The organism is Psychrobacter proteolyticus (assembly GCF_039762275.1).
Taxonomy (GTDB): Bacteria; Pseudomonadota; Gammaproteobacteria; order Pseudomonadales; family Moraxellaceae; genus Psychrobacter; species Psychrobacter proteolyticus_C.
Genome location: NZ_JBDLOB010000007.1, coordinates 38849 through 57786, shown reverse-complemented (window position 1 = coordinate 57786; position 18938 = coordinate 38849). Strand labels below are relative to the sequence as shown.

At 43.2% G+C, this 18938-nt stretch carries 12 protein-coding genes; 6 read left to right on the top strand and 6 right to left on the bottom strand.

What is annotated here, in order from left to right:
• Positions 1–14 precede the first annotated feature (14 nt).
• On the top strand, positions 15–1583 hold the full coding sequence (locus ABFV72_RS10900) for a bifunctional 2-methylcitrate dehydratase/aconitate hydratase (protein WP_347163671.1): 1569 nt from the start codon (positions 15–17) through the stop codon (positions 1581–1583).
• Positions 1584–1621: 38 nt separating this feature from the next.
• On the opposite strand, the gene ABFV72_RS10895 is transcribed toward ABFV72_RS10900, so the two are convergent.
• Complete coding sequence (locus ABFV72_RS10895; protein WP_347163670.1) at positions 1622–2413, bottom strand: SDR family oxidoreductase; 792 nt, start codon at positions 2411–2413, stop codon at positions 1622–1624.
• 219 nt (positions 2414–2632) lie between these two features.
• Here ABFV72_RS10895 and ABFV72_RS10890 point away from each other — a divergent pair, with 219 nt between their 5' ends.
• From ABFV72_RS10890 to ABFV72_RS10880, 3 genes are all read left to right on the top strand, one after another.
• On the top strand, positions 2633–4033 hold the full coding sequence (locus ABFV72_RS10890) for a DUF2868 domain-containing protein (protein WP_347163668.1): 1401 nt from the start codon (positions 2633–2635) through the stop codon (positions 4031–4033).
• A 209-nt stretch (positions 4034–4242) separates the two neighbouring features.
• Positions 4243–5214 carry a sterol desaturase family protein gene (locus tag ABFV72_RS10885; protein WP_347163666.1) on the top strand — a complete coding sequence of 324 codons (972 nt, stop codon included), beginning with the start codon at positions 4243–4245 and terminating at the stop codon, positions 5212–5214.
• Between the two features lie 193 nt (positions 5215–5407).
• On the top strand, positions 5408–7084 hold the full coding sequence (locus ABFV72_RS10880; protein ID WP_347163664.1) for a DUF3482 domain-containing protein: 1677 nt from the start codon (positions 5408–5410) through the stop codon (positions 7082–7084).
• 16 nt (positions 7085–7100) lie between these two features.
• Here ABFV72_RS10880 and ABFV72_RS10875 read toward each other — a convergent pair whose 3' ends face one another.
• From ABFV72_RS10875 to ABFV72_RS10865, 3 genes are all read right to left on the bottom strand, one after another.
• Positions 7101–8126: an ArsA family ATPase gene (locus tag ABFV72_RS10875; RefSeq protein WP_347163663.1), complete on the bottom strand. Its 1026-nt coding sequence runs from the start codon at positions 8124–8126 to the stop codon at positions 7101–7103.
• Between the two features lie 73 nt (positions 8127–8199).
• Complete coding sequence (locus ABFV72_RS10870; RefSeq protein ID WP_347163662.1) at positions 8200–8511, bottom strand: cory-CC-star protein; 312 nt, start codon at positions 8509–8511, stop codon at positions 8200–8202.
• 115 nt (positions 8512–8626) lie between these two features.
• A complete protein-coding gene (locus ABFV72_RS10865; RefSeq protein ID WP_057760164.1) occupies positions 8627–10309 on the bottom strand; it encodes a carbon starvation CstA family protein in 1683 nt (560 codons plus the stop codon).
• A 302-nt stretch (positions 10310–10611) separates the two neighbouring features.
• Between ABFV72_RS10865 and ABFV72_RS10860 the strand changes: the two genes are divergently transcribed.
• The gene (locus ABFV72_RS10860) at positions 10612–11280 is read left to right on the top strand and encodes a hypothetical protein (protein WP_238069025.1); all 669 of its coding nucleotides are present in this window, start codon (positions 10612–10614) and stop codon (positions 11278–11280) included.
• Between the two features lie 102 nt (positions 11281–11382).
• Positions 11383–11946, top strand: coding sequence for a hypoxanthine-guanine phosphoribosyltransferase (locus ABFV72_RS10855; protein ID WP_057760160.1), 564 nt, complete (start codon positions 11383–11385; stop codon positions 11944–11946).
• A 105-nt stretch (positions 11947–12051) separates the two neighbouring features.
• Here ABFV72_RS10855 and recD read toward each other — a convergent pair whose 3' ends face one another.
• Together recD and ABFV72_RS10845 are read right to left on the bottom strand one after the other, a co-directional pair.
• Positions 12052–14262: an exodeoxyribonuclease V subunit alpha gene (gene recD, locus ABFV72_RS10850; RefSeq protein WP_347163661.1), complete on the bottom strand. Its 2211-nt coding sequence runs from the start codon at positions 14260–14262 to the stop codon at positions 12052–12054.
• 74 nt (positions 14263–14336) lie between these two features.
• Positions 14337–18875 carry a UvrD-helicase domain-containing protein gene (locus ABFV72_RS10845; protein WP_347163660.1) on the bottom strand — a complete coding sequence of 1513 codons (4539 nt, stop codon included), beginning with the start codon at positions 18873–18875 and terminating at the stop codon, positions 14337–14339.
• Between the last annotated feature and the right edge of the window lie 63 nt (positions 18876–18938).

Below are 18938 nucleotides of genomic sequence, written 5' to 3'. Positions count from 1 at the left end.
ATGAGGAACTAACCATGTCAAATAATCACTTAGATAACCGTTCAAATACAGCCAATGTAGATATAGCCAATTCAAATACAAACGATGCGACGGTAGAGAGTAATGTCCGTCCAGAATATGACAATGAAATTCAAAAAATCGCCGATTACGTTCTCAACTATTCAATAGACGAGCAATCCCCAAACCCTACTGATGCGTGGAATACCGCGCGCCACTGTCTGATGGACACGCTTGGCTGCGGTCTATTGGCGTTGCGCTTCCCTGAGTGTACCAAGCACTTGGGGCCTGATTGCCCCGATCAAATAACGCCGCATGGCGCTCGCGTCCCTGGCACCTCCTATAGACTAGACCCCATCAAAGCCGCTTTTGATATTGGCTGTATGGTGCGCTGGCTTGACTATAACGATACGTGGCTTGCTGCTGAATGGGGCCATCCTTCTGATAACTTGGGTGGTATCTTGGCGGTCGCCGACTATATTAGTCAAAAAAATATCAGCCAAGGACAAGCACCACTGACCATGAGAGCAGTGCTTGAAGCCATGATCATGGCGCATGAAATTCAAGGTGTACTGGCACTAGAAAACTCATTCAACCGTGTGGGGCTCGATCATGTTTTTTTAGTCAAGTTAGCATCAACAGCAGTCGTTGCAAAACTTTATCAGCTGCCACGTGAGCGCATCATGGCAGCCATCTCACAAGCCATCGTCGATGGTCAGGCACTACGTACCTATCGTCATGCACCCAATGCGGGCAGCCGAAAATCTTGGGCAGCAGGCGATGCGACCAGTCGTGCGGTACGTCTGGTCGATATAACGGCGCGTGGTGAAATGGGTATCCCTGGCGCATTAACTGCACCGCAGTGGGGGTTTTATGATGTGCTATTTAGCCATACCAACAAGGATCTAGCAACCAAGCCTGAAGACGATCGTCGCTTTAAATTCCAGCGGGATTTTGGTAGTTACGTGATAGAAAATATCTTATTTAAAATAAGCTTTCCAGCTGAATTTCATGCGCAAACTGCTTGTGAAGCTGCGGTTATTCTGCACCCACATATCAAAGACAGAATTGACGATATCGACAAAATCGTCCTGACTACCCATGACTCAGCGATTCGCATCATTTCAAAAGAAGGCGCGCTTGCCAATCCAGCAGATAGAGATCATTGCTTGCAGTATATGGTGGCTGTGCCGTTGTTGACAGGCGATCTGATGGCAGAGAACTACGAGGATGACTATCACGAACAGCATTTGTCAATCGATGAGCTGCGTAGCAAGATGGTTGTAGAAGAAAACGAGCAGTATTCAAAAGACTATCATGACCCAAGCAAGCGCTCTATTGCTAATGCCATTCAAGTATTTTTTAACGATGGCAGCAGTACAGAAAAAGTGGCTGTAGAGTATCCTATTGGCCATAAGCGTCGCCGCGCTGAGGGCATCCCTGTACTGGAAGCCAAGTTCCGCGCCAGTCTGGCCACTCGTTTTATCGAAAGTCGCTGTCAGCAGATCGTTGAGTTATGCGACGATCAAGAAATACTAGAACAAACACCTGTTAATGAGTTTATGGCGCTGTTTGAAGCGTACTAAATTTATGGCTTACTAGTACGCTAGCGTCAGTTTAATGGCTACCAAGGTATTGACTCTCCTGCCCAATCGACAAAACTGCCTGACTGGGTAGCCGTCATACCTGAGAGCACCTCCAATAAGCACTCCGCGCTATACGCTGGCGAGAATAGATGTCCTTCAGCGACATTGCCTTGGAACGGTTCAGACAACTGAGTATTCACGGTGCCTGGTTGCATAACCACCACGCATACATCTTTAAGTGATCTGCCCCATTCAATACTCAGATTTTTCATCCCCATATTAAGAGCGGCCTTACTCATTCTATAGCTATACCAGCCGCCTAGCTGATTGTCAGTGATGCTACCGACGCGGGCTGATACGGTCGCAAAAACAGCAGGATGACTGGCGCTGCGATTAGCTTTGGCGAGTAACGGTTTGATATGTTTGGCTATCAGCAAACTGGCTAGGGCATTGATTTGCATGTTTTGCAAAAAGAACTCCGTTTCCATCTGTCGCAAGGCTTTTTCTGGCTGCGCGGTCTCTGTATGTAGTAATCCTACGCAGTTGATTACCCAATCCACATGACCGACCATCTGTTTGATCGTATTGGCAGCTTTTTTAATACTGTCCTCATCACTGACGTTCATCGGGAGCCAGTGCAGGTTTTCCGCTTCAATATTCGGCTTATTTCGATGATAAGTAGCAAATACTTGTGTGCGATGGCTTTGATTAGATTGACTGTCCGTTTGATTAGCCGCCGCTCCTTGTATTAGCAGCTGCACCATGGCTTGACCAATGCCGCCTGTTCCACCGATGATAAGATAGGTTTTATTATCCATTTCGTTATTCATATGGCACCTTCCTTTTTTTGATAAGTCTCTTTGACACGTTTTTTGACACGATTTGGTTTCATTTATTCATTTTGGCTGACTTTATAAGCGTTTACTATGATAAAAATAATACAAGTCATCCTCATTCTATATACGCTACAATAATCTATAACGATTAGAACGCGCATTTTTTGCTTCCTATTTCTTATATTGACGCCTTCATACGGATATTATCGCATTATGCTATCACCCCAAGATCAACTGACCGAGCTGGTACGAGCCTTAGAGACCGATCAGCACGTCTTTGCCACTGACCCGTTATTAATCACGGAAAAACTACAGGGCGAGGACGGTACGCCTATTCAAAAGCTGCATCGACGGGCGTCACGTATAGATAGTAACGGGGCGCTTGAGCGTGTGCTAGGCAAGATTGATGGTCGCATAAAGGGTATTATGATCGTTATGAGCGTGGTGTGGTGTATCTCAGGGTTTTTGGGGTTATTTACGTTATTGCAGTCTAATGTTGTGAATTTCTTTTATGTGTTGGTCTGTCTGCTTGGCTTTCATACCATTATGCTTGGTGGCTGGCTTGCCATGACCCTTGTCAATCGAGATCAACAATCGCCCAGTTGGTTTGCGAGCTTTGTCAGTCCAAGTTATCTCATACGCGGTAAGGACGATGTGACCAAGGCGGCCGTCGATCTGTATGAGCGCCAGTTACAGCACAGCGGTATGCGTTGGTATTTGGGGCGGTTTAGCCATCAGTTGTGGCTCGCGACATTGACCGGTATGCTACTTGCAATTATATTTTTACTGATTGTGCGTCAGTATAGCTTTAGCTGGGAGTCAACCTTACTCTCTGATCAGGCGCTTGTGAGCCTGACTCAGATATTAGGTTGGCTACCTAGTATGGTGGGATTTGGTGTGCCAGACAGTACAGCGATCGCACAGAGCAGGCTTGTCACCGAAGCCATGCCGCTGTCTGTTGCACGGCAATGGGCAGGGTTACTAGTTGGTAGCTTGCTGATGTACGGCATTGTACCGCGAGCGATAGCATGGGCATTTTGTGCATTAATATTCCGCCGCAAAAAAATGCGTTTGGATATCAAACAACCCTATTATCAAAAAATCCTAAATTTTTGGCAGCGGCATGTGGTTGATGCTGATGATTTTACTGAGGCGTCAGCCCCTATCGCACCAAAAGCGACAGTCAGTGCGGGCAAGAAGTTAGTTGTGCTGCTTGAATACCCTGCAGATCAGGATAAATGGTGGCAGTCAGGGCTTGATGGCAGCAACCATGATTTTGAACAATCAAGCGAAGTTGAGGATTTTGGTATCGTCGATGACCGTGATGATATGACACGGCTTAAAAACTACTTAGATGCGCATCCGGTGCAAGTTTTAATTGGCATTCATAGCAATGCACTGCCCGACCGCGGTACGCTACGTAAACTTGATCAACTCGCTGCTCACGCAAAAGATGGTCTTATTGTACAACTGCTTAGCGATACCAACTCTGCTGCTGACTTAACTGACGCTCGTACCGATGATGAGCCATTAGACAAACAAGCCGTTCGCTATCAACAGTGGCAAACAGCGCTCTCTGCACGAAAAATTGGCTTGGTTGATATAGATACTTGATACATTCTAATTTTTAATCTATTACTCATACCTTAACTTATCATTATAACTAACATGGCTAGCATAATATGCAATAAGTAAATATTATAGGCCTATCACCTCAGACAGGCTTAAAGACTTATTGATATAACAGTTGTTAAGATATATTTTGATAGCTGTGACGTCATATCAAGACGACAAGGATGTTTTATAGTGGCTAGGAGCCCAAGATGGCAGCAGACAATTCCCTTATGACCCTAGGTCAGTATGGTCAACTATTGGATGGTTACCGAGAGACGTTAAACCAAAGCATCTTAACGGCTGCGCCAGAGTCGTGGCAGCCAATGCTGGCGAGCATTCTGCCTGCGTATTGGCAAGAGTGGCTGCTACCGCTGGCTGGCGGTCCATTTTTCTTGTTATTTTTGGCAGAATGGTTCTATCAGTCCAAGCGCGGCAATAGTAAAAGCTTTAGTTGGCGCCGTGCGATGACCAATTTTAGTTTGGGCGGCTCTTATCTAGGATTTGAATTGATTGTCCAAGCGCTTATCGTCATACCTATCTGCTTATGGTTATATCAATATCGCTTATTTACTATTGAGGTGACATGGCTTACCGCCATCCCTATATTCGTTGCGGTTGAGTTTAGCTACTATTGGTTCCATCGCGCGTCACACCGTATGAATTGGTTTTGGTCAGCGCATGTCGTGCACCATTCAGATGACCATATGAACCTGTCCACCGCCATGCGTCAAAGCCTGCTGTACTCAGTGACGGGATGGTGGTTATTCTTTGTCCCGCTGATGATGTTGGGCGTACATCCAGTTTGGGTGTTTTTCTTTTATGCGTTAGATTTGATTTATCAATTCTTTATTCATACCGAAACAGTAGGAAAATTTCCCAAATGGGTGGAGTATGTTTTTGATACCCCATCCAATCACCGTGCCCATCATGGCACCAACGACGAATATATTGACCAAAATTACGGCGGCGTTCTCATTATTTTTGATCGCTGGTTCGACACTTATGTAGAAGAAGATACCATCAACAATCCAGTTAAATACGGTGCCGTTGGTGAAACTAGCCATGACAATATCATCAGCCTGATATTTGGTGTCTTTTACCGTATGTGGCAGCGGTTCTTTCGTGCAAAAGGATTTAAGAAAAAGCTAAAGGTACTGCTGCGTCCACCAAGTGCTGTCTAATATAGTCAATTCTCTATACATTGGATACGGTGTCAATCTCGCTTAACCTACTACTTGTAGTACTTTATCATAAATGCGTGGACTACGATTTATGATATGGACAATACGCATTCATAACCGATACTCAATCATATTTGTTTTACAATAAATGGCTACTGTGTGTTTTTGCCATCAATAAATATAAGACGTTACTATGAATAATGACAATAACAATAATCGTGAGAATAATAAGCCTGCAGGTCTCTTTGCGGACAAGGCTTATGAGCCAACCCCTGATGTCTCAAGTATTCCTTCAGAAAACACCTCAAAATCCACAGTAGCTCAGTCAATAGCTACTCAGGATAATCAACCTGTATCAACCGATACATCAGCAACGACAGCACCAGCGTCAAGGGTAACAAAGAAAACGATTGCCAGTGGTGAACCGCTCAAATTAGCCGTTGTCGGTCATACCAATACGGGCAAAACCTCTATACTGCGCACATTACTGCGTGACGTATATTTTGGTGAAGTCAAAAACGAAGCTGCGACCACACGTCACGTCGAGCAAGCACAGCTGACAGACAGCCGAACTGGTGAGGTGCTGGTAGCGCTATACGATACACCTGGTCTGGAAGATGCTTCAGGACTTATGGATTGGCTAGAGGACAATACTGCGAGTCGCCGTGATGGTATTGAACGCTTGCAGCAGTTTTTGGCGGCGGATATTGCTCAAGGTGCAGACAGCTATAACTTGCCCTATGATTATAGTCAAGAAGCCAAAGTAATTCGTCAGCTGCTGACAAGTGATATGGCCATCTACGTGGTAGATGCTCGTGAGCCTGTATTGGGTAAATATAAAGACGAGCTATCGATTTTGTCTTGGGCTGCGATTCCTGTGATGCCTGTTTTTAATTTTACTGACAGTCAGAATGCCAATATCGACGACTGGCAAACGATGCTGGCAAGACGTAATCTGCATATCTCAACGCGTTTCGATTCGGTCGCGTTTGAGTTTGAAGATGAGATGCGTCTATGGAAAAACCTAGCCACTATGCTCACTCACTCTGAAATGCTTGAGCAGTTGATGCAACGTCGAACGGAAGACTGGGCGCAGCTGTATGATGAGGCCAATATCATCATCGCTGATTTTTTATTGAATGTTGCTGCCTTTGTACGCGAGATCAATGAAGATGACGACCCACTTCCTGTACTACAGCAAATGCAAGAAGCGGTCAGGCAAAGTGAACGTGCGATGCAGCACAACCTACTTAACCTTTATAAGTTCTATGACAATGCGGTCGCAGCAACACCGCTTGAACTACAAGCCTATCAACAAGACCCTTTTGACCCTGAACTTCTCAAAAGCTACGGCATTCGTACCACTTCTGGTGCAGCAGCAGGTGCGCTGCTCGGATTGGGCATTGATGCGGCAGCCCTAGGTACGACACTGGGATTGGGTGCCGCAATAGGTGGTATCGCAGGCGGGTTGCTATCAAACACCAGCAGCATTGCCGATAGGATTACTGGGGTGAAACGCTTATATATCGACCCTGCTACGTTGACGCTATTAGCCACGCGAGCATTAGACTTACTTACGGCATTACGTCATCGTGGTCATGCTGCTACAGACGCTACTCAGTTATTATATAAGGGCGAAAACAGCAGTCTTGAAACGTCGCTAACTGACGACGGTGACCATGCAGATGAAGACAATAATCCAATTACTGTATGGCCAGCACATAAATTACCAAGTGAGCTCAAAAAAGCCCGAGGTAAACCGCAATGGTCGTCGCTGAGCAGCGGTAAGTCTGAACAAGCTCAGTTATTACGCACAGACATGGCATGGTCACTGTCAGGTAAATTGCAGTCGTATAAGCGTGAGTCATAAATTACTAGCTAACTATCTATGCACCCTGTGCACTTAACAACGCACTCAATGCATCAGTACCGCGTACATCTGTCTGTTGCAGATAGATCGGATACAGCGGGTACTTGGTAAAGCTTTGTTCGATATCCTGCAGCAGATGCTGCTGACGCTCAGCACGGCGTCGCCAAAACTCATCTGACTGGTTGGTTGATATCAATTGATTGATGACGATTGCTGCTGGCATGAGCTTACTATCTTCCAATTGCTCGATAGCTCGCTTGGTCTCAACCAATGGTAAGACGTCAGCGGTCATCACCAATACAATCGCTGTTTGTGTACGGTCATGTAATAGCAACCCTGCTTGGCGAAACAGCTGTTTACGCTTTTCTAATACGGATACAGCTTGCTCCCAGCGATCTGATTTTTTTGCTGCAAACGGATTTGCCACGTCGTTCTTTTGCGTGCTCTGTTTCTGATTGTGACTGTCCAAATGCGTCGCCACCGAACGTAGTTTGGCCTGTCGTCGCTGCTGTGCAAGCAGCCCATCCGTCCACGCCCCCATCATTTCTGGTAATACCAATAATCGCAAAGTATGACCTGTCGGTGCGGTATCAAAGATGATGTGTTCATACCCAGCATCTGCCGCTTCGACTAAATGGTGACACATAGATTCGAGCATCGCGGCTTCTTGAGCGCCAGGTGCCGACTTAGATAGCCTCAGATGCTCACGAATTTTTGGCATCATATCTGGGTTGGCATAAGCTTTAATTGTACGTTCAACTTGAGCAAAATGTTCATCGACAATCACGTCAGGATTTAACTCAATCGCATCTAGATATGGTGATATCACCGTTTTCTCATTATTGAGTCGTACATTCAATACATCACCCAAACTATGTGCCGGATCGGTTGAGACAATTAAGGTTTTTTGCTGCTGGCTTGCATAGTAGCTGGCTAGAGCTGCTGCAGTGGTGGTCTTCCCTACACCACCTTTGCCGCCGATAAATATAATCGGTTGTGTCTCTAACTGCTCTACCAATCCATGTAAAGGGTGTAATGCCATATTGTTATCTCGTATTTTGTCTCATTATCTAATAAATGCTTAGCTACTTTTTTATATAGTCAATCCACTACTGTTAGCAGCAGCCGACGTGTTCAAATGGACATCTATCCATTCCCATACGTGTATGCCACTCATGAAAGTTCTCTAAAAATAGAGGTTGCAACTCTAATGTATAAAAGCTGGCGGGATTATCAATACCCAAGCTCTCAGCAAACATGAGTAACATAAAAAAATCTTCTTCATCACGTGCCGCGCGTGCCATCGTCTGACGATAAGGCGCATGATAAAACTCATTTAGTCCACTCTTAAACCGTTGCCACCATGGTTGAGTGTTCTCTAATGGTTGAACGTTTTCTATATCATTCGATGTGTTTTTATTTTCCATAATGTGCTCGTATTTTACTTAATTATTATGACCTATCATGCCTATATGATACAAAAAACGCCAGCAATTGCTGCTAGCGTTTTTTATTAAACAGACACTCAATATGGTTTAATGTTTAAACCTCACCGCTTTTACCTTTATGTAGTGACCACTCTTTGCGTAGTACAGACAAACTCTCAAACGTCACTAAAATGGTCGCGATTAAGATAATAATATCCATAATAATAAGTAGCCAATTACCATCAGTAAAGAAGGTTTTGAGCTGAATCAATAGTGCAAAGACAGTCATAACCAACAAGAATGAAAGTGGTGCTAAGGTGTACCAAACTGGCTTGCCCTTACGTAACAAGATAATGGTAACGATCATCAAGGTTAAAGCAGCCATTAACTGGTTAGTTGTACCAAATAGTGGCCAAATAATCATACCACCCGCGCCATCGATACCACCAGCACCGAACGCTAATAACAAACAGCTTCCGACAGCAAGTAACGTTGCAACGACACTCTTATTGAGTACGGGTAAATTATAAAATTCACCAAATTCTTGGAAGATATAACGTTGTAAACGTACGCCAGTATCCATCGTCGTACCAGCAAACAATGCAGCCATTACTGTAAGCATGGTCTGTGATAGCACCATATCGATACCAACGCCGGCATTCAAGATGGTCGCACCGCCATCGATGAACGCACCGATAGAGCCATCCCCAAACTTTTGATAGACCGCTTGCCAATCACCAAGCGTTGCAAAACCTGCGGTTGCTGCAAGGATTGCCCCAAGTGCTAGCATACCCTCACCCAATGCACCGAAGTAACCAACGAAACGAACGTCTTCTTCTTTATCAATCTGCTTAGAAGTGGTTCCTGTGGCGACCAAACCATGGAATCCTGATATGGCACCACAAGCAATTGTCACAAACAACAATGGCAGAAGTGACGGTGTATCAGCTGGTAATGCAGTGTTAACGGCTGGCGCGACAATATTAGGCGTGCCAATAAAAATAGCAGCATATAATAAAATCAAACCGACAAATAACTGTAAGCCATTAATATAATCACGAGGTTGAAGCAGCATCCATACGGGCAACAACGACGCAATCGCCGCATAGGCGAATAAAATCAAGATCCATACTGCGTTATCAGGCAAACCCATGACGGTTTCAGGTAACACAATCGGGAACATAGGGCCGAGATAGATAAGCCCGTACAAGGCCGTTACCCCGATAATGGACACCCAGACCAAATTCATGTTGTAGCGATAGATACACTGCCCGATGATAAAGGCAACCACCAAGGCACCCCAAACTGGCAATACCGCAGATGGCGTCTTGATCATCATATTGGCAATAGCTACGCCAAATACAGCATTGACCATCAGTAGTAATAAGAAAATGACAACCATCATCAAGCTGCGGACACGTGTGCCCATGACAGTACCAGCAATAGAGCCAATCGACTGACCTCTATTACGCATACTTGCCCAAATAGCAGACATATCATGTACGCCAGCCATAAAGATAGTACCTACCACTACCCAAATAATGGCAGGCACCCAGCCCCAAATAACTGCAATGGCAGGACCGATAATTGGTGCAGCCCCTGCCACTGACGTAAAGTGATGCCCCCACAATACATACTTATTGGTAGGAACATAATCGATCCCATCTTTCATCGTATGTGCGGGTGTAGGACGGCTGTTGTCCAATGCTAAAATTTTGGTGGCGATAAATTTTGAATAAAATACGTAGCCGCAGAGCATAGCGGCAACGGCGAATAGTAGTACAATAGCACTATTCATCTCATCTCTCCCTAGACAAGTAGTCAATAGCCTTATAAGTTCAAGCTTTTTGAATTAAAATATGAAAAATATGCTAAATTAGTGTGCGATGAGTGACTCAGCTCATCTATCGTTTAGGTAAGTTGTAGCAATTTGCAAAATTATTACCAATCAACAAAGTCATTTATCTTATAACTAAGGCATGTCACTAATCAGCATTTGGTATGATGAGCCTGAGACTAAAACTTTGTTTGAATAATAACCGATTTGGTGATAAATGTAACGCAAGTAAGACATAAAAAACAACAAATAAAGGAAGTGCAATGGCACATTATTTTGGATTCGTACCCTCAGATAAACTAAAAGCTTTAATCAGTGAGGCCGAACAAGTCGTTGCTTCAAACGAGAATGTAGAGTACTACCCTTATCGCGATGCTCTTACTCATCAGACAGCACGTGATCTTACTGATAATTTGTTGGTTGGTTTGGTAGATATTATTCCTAACCCTGAGCGTCAAGCCTCTATGCGCAAAATTGTTGGAACGATTGAACGCGCGACAGATACTTTGCTCAATATCTTACTGGGTAAAGAAAACAACAAAGACGTGTTACCAAGTTTTCATTTTCTAAGAGATCATGCAACCTTTATTGATAATGAAGGTGTTAAACGTGTCGGCTTTAAACTATCAGAAAAAGATGCCAATACCATCACTGAAGGTTTTGCTGCTATCACGCCTGAGCATGTAGATAGAGCCAAATTTAAAACAGCACTTGAAACCATGAACGAAGAAACATTGACCCACTTTATCAGTCGTTATGCCGAGACATTAAAGCTAGGCATGATCAAACGTAAGTCAGTTCCAGTTGCCAAATCAGCAATTGATAAAGGCATGAGTATGGCACTTAATAAGCTATTACCTGACCTACCAAATGACTCATTGAATAGATTGGCCAATTATTACCGTCCATTTATTATAGAAAAGCCAGAATAACCTCAAAAGTTGGATTAATTTTGTCCCAAAAGTCATATGACGTTGGGCAAATTCACTAAAATTTGCTAAAATAAGCGGCACTTTTTACCAAAGGCGCACCCGATGACCCAAATCAGTAACCAAGAAATTGAAAAAACCTTACGCAACTCAGAGTGCCTTATCAGCAGTATCGAAGTAGCTGCTGCTTATGAGCGTTTGGCCGCTCAGCTCAATCTACATTATGCTGGTCTAAACCCAATTGTTATGGTCGTGATGAACGGCGGATTGATCCCAGCTGGTCAACTACTGACACATCTTACGTTCTACCATCGCATGCATTATATCCATGCGACTCGTTATCGTGATAACGAAGGTACTAATGAGCTTGATTGGAAATTCAAGCCTGATGTTAGTATCGAAGGTGAGCACGTATTGTTGATTGACGACATCTTTGACGAAGGTATTACCCTAAAAGCAGTTGTTGAAGAATTAAGCAAAGAAAAGCCTCTATCACTTGAGTCTTGTGTCTTGCTTAACAAGCAACATGATCGCAAAGTTGCAGATTTTGACGTAGATTTTGTGGGTATTGATGTTGCGGATCGTTATGTTTACGGTTGTGGTATGGATTTCCATGGTTACTTGCGTCACCTGCCAGGTATCTATGCAATCAAAGAAGACAAAGTTTAATTCTAGATTTAATTACTTAAAATAATTAAGTCCTAAAAAAGCATCCAATTTGGATGCTTTTTTGTTGCGCTGACTTATTGCACCGACAACAACTTGAATGAATCGTTAAAACTGTAATGCCAAACCAGTATGCCGCTCAGTTGGTGTTTGAACTGCTTTTTCTAAAGCGTGCTTGGTACTATATATCGTTACCTGCTTCTTAGCACGAGTCACTGCCGTATAGATAAGCTCTTTGCTCAGCAACCTTGCATGGCTGTTATCAAAAGTAATAGCAACATGATCAAATTCAGATCCTTGTGACTTATGAATAGTCATTGCATACGCTGTGGCTATCACCTCTTCATTTAGTAAATTAACAGCTATCCCTTGTGTCTTATTTTCAAAGAATACCTCTAATTGGCTTCTTTCATCTGGTGTTTGTAAGCAGAAACCAATATCCCCATTAAATAGCCCAAGCTCGTAGTTATTTTGTAGCACCATAACAGGACGTCCATGGAACCATGTATTTTGACCCAATGGTAACTTTAACTCAGCAAGATGCCATTGAGTAAGATAGTTATTGATATAGTGGTCGCCCCATTCACCATTGTGGCCAGCAGTTAGGACTCTAAATTGATTAAATACCTCCATTAACGAAGAGGTAGTATTTTTAACTGATTCTGGCACGGATTTTTTTATTGGATTTTCTAGCAAATTTTTAATCTTACTTACGTATAATTGGTAATTATTTGAGATTCTTGAAATAACTTTTTTTTTGCTTAGGCTATTTTCTATCTTATTATTTAATATAGACTCTGCTTGTAACGTATTAACATATTGAAAACTCAAGGCAGCGTCTTGCCTTAGTAATTGCCAAATAGCTTGAATATTTGTCTCTGCTTTATTGATTTGAGTGGCCAGTTTACCGATACCTGACTCGGCGCTAAATCGACGGCTCTCGGTTAGTTCTGCGTGTATGGGTTGCAATAGCGGAATGCGACAGAGATCCGCCAATACTGCCCCTGCATCAACAGCTGCCAACTGATTAGCATCGCCTAATAATATTAGCCTAGCACCTGGCTTTACCGCGCTCACAAGATAGTTAGCTAACTCAACTCCGAGCATAGATGCCTCATCAACGATGATAATATCCTCACCTAGAGGGTTGTTGGCATCGTAGCGCGGTCTACCCGTTCGACCGATACCTAGTAGACGATGGATGGTTTTTGCCTCTTGCAACTGCAGCTCTACATTTGCGTCGTCTAAAGCCGCCTGCAGAGACTCCTGCATACGCTGGGCCGCCTTACCCGTCGGCGCTGCTAATGCTAGACTAGCACTGTCTGTGCTAAACCTAATATGTTTAGACTCATCCCCCCTACTCTCTGTCGCCTGTTGTAACGCGATAACTAATTGAGCCACAGTGTAGGTTTTACCTGTCCCTGGGCCACCAGTAATGATACTAAATGCATTATTGTTCGCCACATTGATAGCGGCTATCTGTTGGTCATTTAAGTTCTCAGGCATGGTAATGTCTAAAGGCACTATCTGCTGATTCAAAATATGATTGATATGCTGTGCTAAGTTAAATTCTGCTTGCCATGTGCGGTGTAGCCAAAATGTGATTTTCGAACCTTGGGTTTCTTTATTCTTAGCGATGTTATAAATAATTGGTTGATTATTTCTGCTTAGGCTATTTTGATAGTTATTACAATCAGTGTTCGCATTAACATTAGCAAATAAAGCATGCTCATGGATTGAATAAACGAAAGTATTTAAGTCGCTATTTTTCAAGCGATGATATAACGTAGTTATCGCATCAAAACGTTTGATCAACGTCTCTTTTTCATGATTACTCAGTGCTAGCTGCGCCCACAAGTAATCTCGCTGACCAAACAAAGTATCTAGTAATACAAATAGCGATGTCTCCGTTGTAGTGTCATCGTCTAGTTGCGTGTCTAGTTGCGTTTTTATCTGAGTATCAATCAGCGCAAAAATTGGTGTTGCTAGTATCTCTAATAATTGCTGCTGCCATGCATATAGTTTGACCACTTCCCCATTAATCTGACCTTGCATGGGAGCTTCATGATCGGCTGCATTAATGGTTAATACAGTATGCCCTTCTTCCAAATGAGCCGCTAAAATAACGAATAGAGCCGTAAATAAATCGCTATCTTTTGACTTATTGATTCTTCTATTTTCATCGTTTGTCTTTGCATCTGTTGCGTCATATGCTACATGTGTTTGCTGACGGCGCAGCAAAATATAATCGCTGATGTTACTGGCCCAACTCTCTTGTAAGCTAATGGCTGACTTACTTTTATTGTTATCATTACTCATTGTATATTTATCTCTTTTTAATCTGATTAACTGCTATAACGATTTTTATCTACCTAGTTGCTATATAAGGTTTATTAATCCGGCAGGCCAAACAAGGCATCTAGACCTTTAATGAATGCAATGGGAATATCCCAAGTAACCAGTCCATAATAACTTTTATTGCTCAAGTTATTGTGATTAGACTGAGCCTTATCTTGCGACACAGATGTAGTAGCTACCTGAGCATTCGGGTCATACACACCGCGTAAAAACACGTACTCTACAGCGCCTAAATATTTATCTTCGTTACCCGTATAATCACTGATCCTCATAGCAAGGAACCGATGCAATGCTACTTGATAGATTGCTGCTTGTAGCCAGTACCCCGCTTTAGACATTGCTTTCTTGAGCGTATCTTCATTGTAGTCGCTTAGGCTATTTCCTAAAAAGTTACTCTTATAATCGACCACATAATACTTGCCAGCATGCTCATACACCAAGTCAATCTCACCACGCAAATAACGATACAGATGCGCTTTATTTTGTGGCACTAGAGTGACGTGTTTATCTGTCTCATCAGGTAAACACTGTTGAAAAAGTTGACTAATATCCTGTGCTTTAAAATTCTCTGACAATCCCATGTTGAACTCTAACTCGGCAAATCGCTTACCTTTATCAAGAGCAATCAAAGGTTGATTAGAAGCCAACAGTGGCGCATGCAACACTTCTTCAATCCAATTAACTAATGCCTCGTGCTTCGTTGTATCTATTGACTCAAGATCGAACCCATCGCTATTTCTTTGTTTCTTACCTTGTGATCTGCGGCTCTGTTGTTCAGCACTGCTATATATCAGCGGCAATTGATAGCTACTAATCGCTCTGTCAATAACCTGAGGCCACTGGGCTTTATTGGTGAAATCGATTTGTTCAAATATCTCATGCAAAAACGTACCGGCATTAGCACCTTTGACAAAGGTAAAGCGGATATCATCTTCTGACTTGAAGCTCAGTTCACTCTCTTGTTCGAGAGACTCATCGTTATTAAGTAAAGAGAGGTCTGAAACAGAAGACTCTGTCATATCAATGTCTATCGCATCATCAATACGCTCATCCACTATCGCCATTGCTTGTGTAGATTCATCTAGCTGACGTGCCAAAGCGGTAAAGCTGGTCTTAGCCCGACCGTAAAAATAATTGGTTTTCATCACCTCAGCAAATGGCGCGTACTCAATAGCCTCTGTGGTAGACTTATGAGCACTTGATTTGGTTGAGGCTAGCTGAGCACTATCATTTACGTCTGCTGAGTTAGCATTGTTGTTTGCGTAATTATTGTCATAAAACTCATTAATCTTATGACCTCTAAGCATGCCTACGATACCTTTGAGCCTATCTGGCAGCTCAAATTTTGCTTCTGGCGATTCAAACCAATAAAAGACTGGCTTTAGCTCAAACCCTGTCTTGTTACTCGGATCTCGCAGCACAACATAAAGTTGCTCACTGGCCCGAGTAAATGCCACATAGCCAAGCCGTCTTATCTCATCAAAACCTTCCTGTGTTTCGATATCGGTGTAGTAACCCTCATCCGTAGCAGAGCCTTGCAATGGTGAGAAGCGGCGCTGATTACCCGATTGATTATCTGTCGACTGCTGTACTTCTATCGACTGCCGCCCTAGCGCTGAAGGCGCTTGTTGCGCGTTATATAGATACAGTCCATAGTCTTCCTTATTGCCAGACTTCCTGCTGGCATCACCCATTCCCAATACATAGACAATAGGGAATTCAAGCCCTTTTGACTTATGAATGGTCATTAGCTGTACGCCAGACTCTGTTGGTAGTGGATATTGCTTAGCCCAGTCACTGTTAGGCGCTGCATCTATATGTTGCCTGAACCAAGCCAGTAGCTCATACTCACCCATGCCTAGACCATACTGCGCCAAGATATCCATCACATGACGCAAGTCCATAATATGACGGTCACCTTCTGGATGAGCAGCTAGGGCTTGCCAAACGCCTTGCGGCTGCACAGGGCTTTTATCTAATAAATAATGTAGCGCCGATAAGATGCCAAAGTGCTGCCAACGCTGTGCCCCTTCTTTTAGATAGGTAATAAAGTCTTGATAGCTCTTTTTAATATCAGTAGCTTCATTGGCTGGGTGGTCTTTCGAATTAGACTTATTTGAATGGGCGCTTGGTGTACTGCTACCCTCGGTAATGCCTGACTCATGATCCGTCATCATGGCTTTGATGTTTTTGATACTCAGTCCATATAGGTGGCTGGTCAACACCCGATTAATCATGTCATGACGATACGGGTATAACATGGCACTCAGTAATGCTGCCACATCTTCCGCCATGATAGTCTCAAAGATACTGACATCACTGGTGGTCAAGGTCGGCACATTCAGTTTTACCAGCTCATCTTCAACCCTTTTCAGATCTTTTTTGGCACGTGCCAGCACCCCAATATCACTCGGCTGAATCGGCTTGCCTTTAAGTGTCTGACCACTATTAAGCAAAGTGGCTATATGGCGAGCTGTTATTTCATGTTCATCGTAATCAAACTCTTTGTCCTTGTCATAAGGCAGGTGCAATAAGCTCACTGGCTGAGCAGAAAGTACTTCTGTCACCAGTACATCATCCAGACTATTTGACTCATTAAACCAAGACAGCTCATATTCCGGTTTTGCTGCTTTGATATGTTGGTAGTGAATACCAGTACCCAACTGCGACAGCTTATTCTCAGCAGTTGTTACATTCGCCATACCAAACCAGCAGTTCAATGCGTTAATCACACCGGCATTAGAACGGCGATTGATATCGAGCGTCCAAAGTGTACTCTTGTCAAACTGGGCTTTCATATAATTATAGTTGGCCACATCGCCACCGCGAAACCCATAAATAGCCTGTTTGGGATCACCAACCAATAGCAGAAACTCATGATTGGCTTTCTTAGTGGTTGCCTGCTTGTCATTGTCCGACTGTTTACGCTTGTTCTTTGGCAAATAAATGCTTTCAATCATAATGGCTTGCTCGCCATTGATATCTTGCGACTCGTCAATCAACGCCACTGGATAATGATGACGAATATAACGCGCCAGCTTATCTCCTTGACGACCAGTTAATGCTTGGTTTAAGCGTACCATCTGCAAACTAAAGGTCGTCTCGCCGCGCTCTTCTAAAATTACTGGTAGTCTATTACGTACAGCTAGCACAATATGGCGGTTAAGATCGGCCAATACCAACAAAATATGCTGATTTAAACTATCAAGCATGTCTAAGATAGCCATTAACTTACTAATGGTCTCTAGCTCAAAAAGTGTCTGATGCTCTTTTTCTTTATTCTTATTAAAGTTCTTAATTTTGCCATCTTCATCGGGATATCTAGAATCCTGCAATGATGTCAGAATCTTATTCTCGCTCTCATTTAAATAGCTATTAAATGTCAGCTGATATTCCGATATCTTTTGATGCACCTCGATAATGGCATCAAACTGTTTGGTTAAATTAGAACCACCACGGAATCCTTGAGACTTTCTATAATCAGGGTTTAAATAAGGCTGGATATCAGCTAAATCTAACTGAGAAAACTCATTGATTAGCTTCTCGTATGCATCAAAGTCAAAGCTTTTCTCAATCCTTATCTCATCAATCGGTGCAGAGATAAAATTAAGCGAGCGAGTCACATATTTCTTATGATCGCCTACTGCAGACAGCTTGCCTTGCTGATCCATTAGCGCGTAAAGTTTAGGCTGCTCATAGTATAAGCGACTTTGAAACTGACGCAGCTCATCATGAACAATACTGTCAGTCACCTGTTCAATACTGCTGTCTTCAATAATCCCCATACCCTGCTGGTGACCAGTTTCGCTACTGTACTCCGTCAGCCATTTTTGTGCCAAGCTATCGAGCGTACCTACGAATAGCTTATCTAAGGTAGTTAGTACCAATGCTGTACGCCTGATAGCTTCCGCCATTGGGTAACTGTACACGTGATCCAGCAAATAACCGACGAGATGTAAGTTAATAGGATCTTGCATGATGCCATCTAAGCGCACATATTTGGCCTGATTAACCAGCCAATCTTCGCGGTCTTTTTTTGCTTGTTTACGTTTCTCTGCCGCCGCTTGCTTATCAGCAGCAAGGTCTTGATTTAAATCATCAATATCTGTTTCAATGTTTGTATCAGTACTTGAGTTATTATCTGCTTGTGCGTCATTGTTACCCTCAGGCATAACTTGCAATATATTGGGATAGAGACTCTCTTTATTGCTAGTATCGGCACTTAGGCTATTGACCCATTGTAATAGCTGATAGAAATCTACCAAACGATCGTGGATACGTTGACGCATTTCGGCAGCGGCAGCTCGAGTAAAAGTCGTGGCGATGATTTGCTCTGGTGCACGTCGCGCTTCGATCAGTAGGCGCAGTACAATACCGGTTAGCGTCCAAGTTTTGCCCGTGCCCGCTGAGGCTTCAATCAGGTGTTTACCCGTTAGATCAACATCAACTGCCGGTATGACATCATTTTCACGTTCAGACACAGCAGACGAAGGTAGATCATCTGAATATTCATCAAATAAATTCGGTTGTGTAGACAAGTCAATTGTATTGGTTGGATCGCTAAGGTCTGTCATATGGGCGCATACTTTTAATTATTATTTATTAAAACAAAATAGCAAAAATTAATTAGGGGCTGC

What these genes read in the sequence shown, in the direction of transcription:
- ABFV72_RS10895 (WP_347163670.1), bottom strand. Translation starts at nt 2,413, where the DNA reads ATGAATAACGAAATGGATAATAAAACCTATCTTATCATCGGTGGAACA.
- ABFV72_RS10855 (WP_057760160.1), top strand. Translation starts at nt 11,383, where the DNA reads ATGACCCAAATCAGTAACCAAGAAATTGAAAAAACCTTACGCAACTCA.
- ABFV72_RS10860 (WP_238069025.1), top strand. Translation starts at nt 10,612, where the DNA reads ATGGCACATTATTTTGGATTCGTACCCTCAGATAAACTAAAAGCTTTA.
- ABFV72_RS10890 (WP_347163668.1), top strand. Translation starts at nt 2,633, where the DNA reads ATGCTATCACCCCAAGATCAACTGACCGAGCTGGTACGAGCCTTAGAG.
- ABFV72_RS10870 (WP_347163662.1), bottom strand. Translation starts at nt 8,511, where the DNA reads ATGGAAAATAAAAACACATCGAATGATATAGAAAACGTTCAACCATTA.
- ABFV72_RS10865 (WP_057760164.1), bottom strand. Translation starts at nt 10,309, where the DNA reads ATGAATAGTGCTATTGTACTACTATTCGCCGTTGCCGCTATGCTCTGC.
- ABFV72_RS10900 (WP_347163671.1), top strand. Translation starts at nt 15, where the DNA reads ATGTCAAATAATCACTTAGATAACCGTTCAAATACAGCCAATGTAGAT.
- recD (WP_347163661.1), bottom strand. Translation starts at nt 14,262, where the DNA reads ATGAGTAATGATAACAATAAAAGTAAGTCAGCCATTAGCTTACAAGAG.
- ABFV72_RS10885 (WP_347163666.1), top strand. Translation starts at nt 4,243, where the DNA reads ATGGCAGCAGACAATTCCCTTATGACCCTAGGTCAGTATGGTCAACTA.
- ABFV72_RS10875 (WP_347163663.1), bottom strand. Translation starts at nt 8,126, where the DNA reads ATGGCATTACACCCTTTACATGGATTGGTAGAGCAGTTAGAGACACAA.
- ABFV72_RS10880 (WP_347163664.1), top strand. Translation starts at nt 5,408, where the DNA reads ATGAATAATGACAATAACAATAATCGTGAGAATAATAAGCCTGCAGGT.
- ABFV72_RS10845 (WP_347163660.1), bottom strand. Translation starts at nt 18,875, where the DNA reads ATGACAGACCTTAGCGATCCAACCAATACAATTGACTTGTCTACACAA.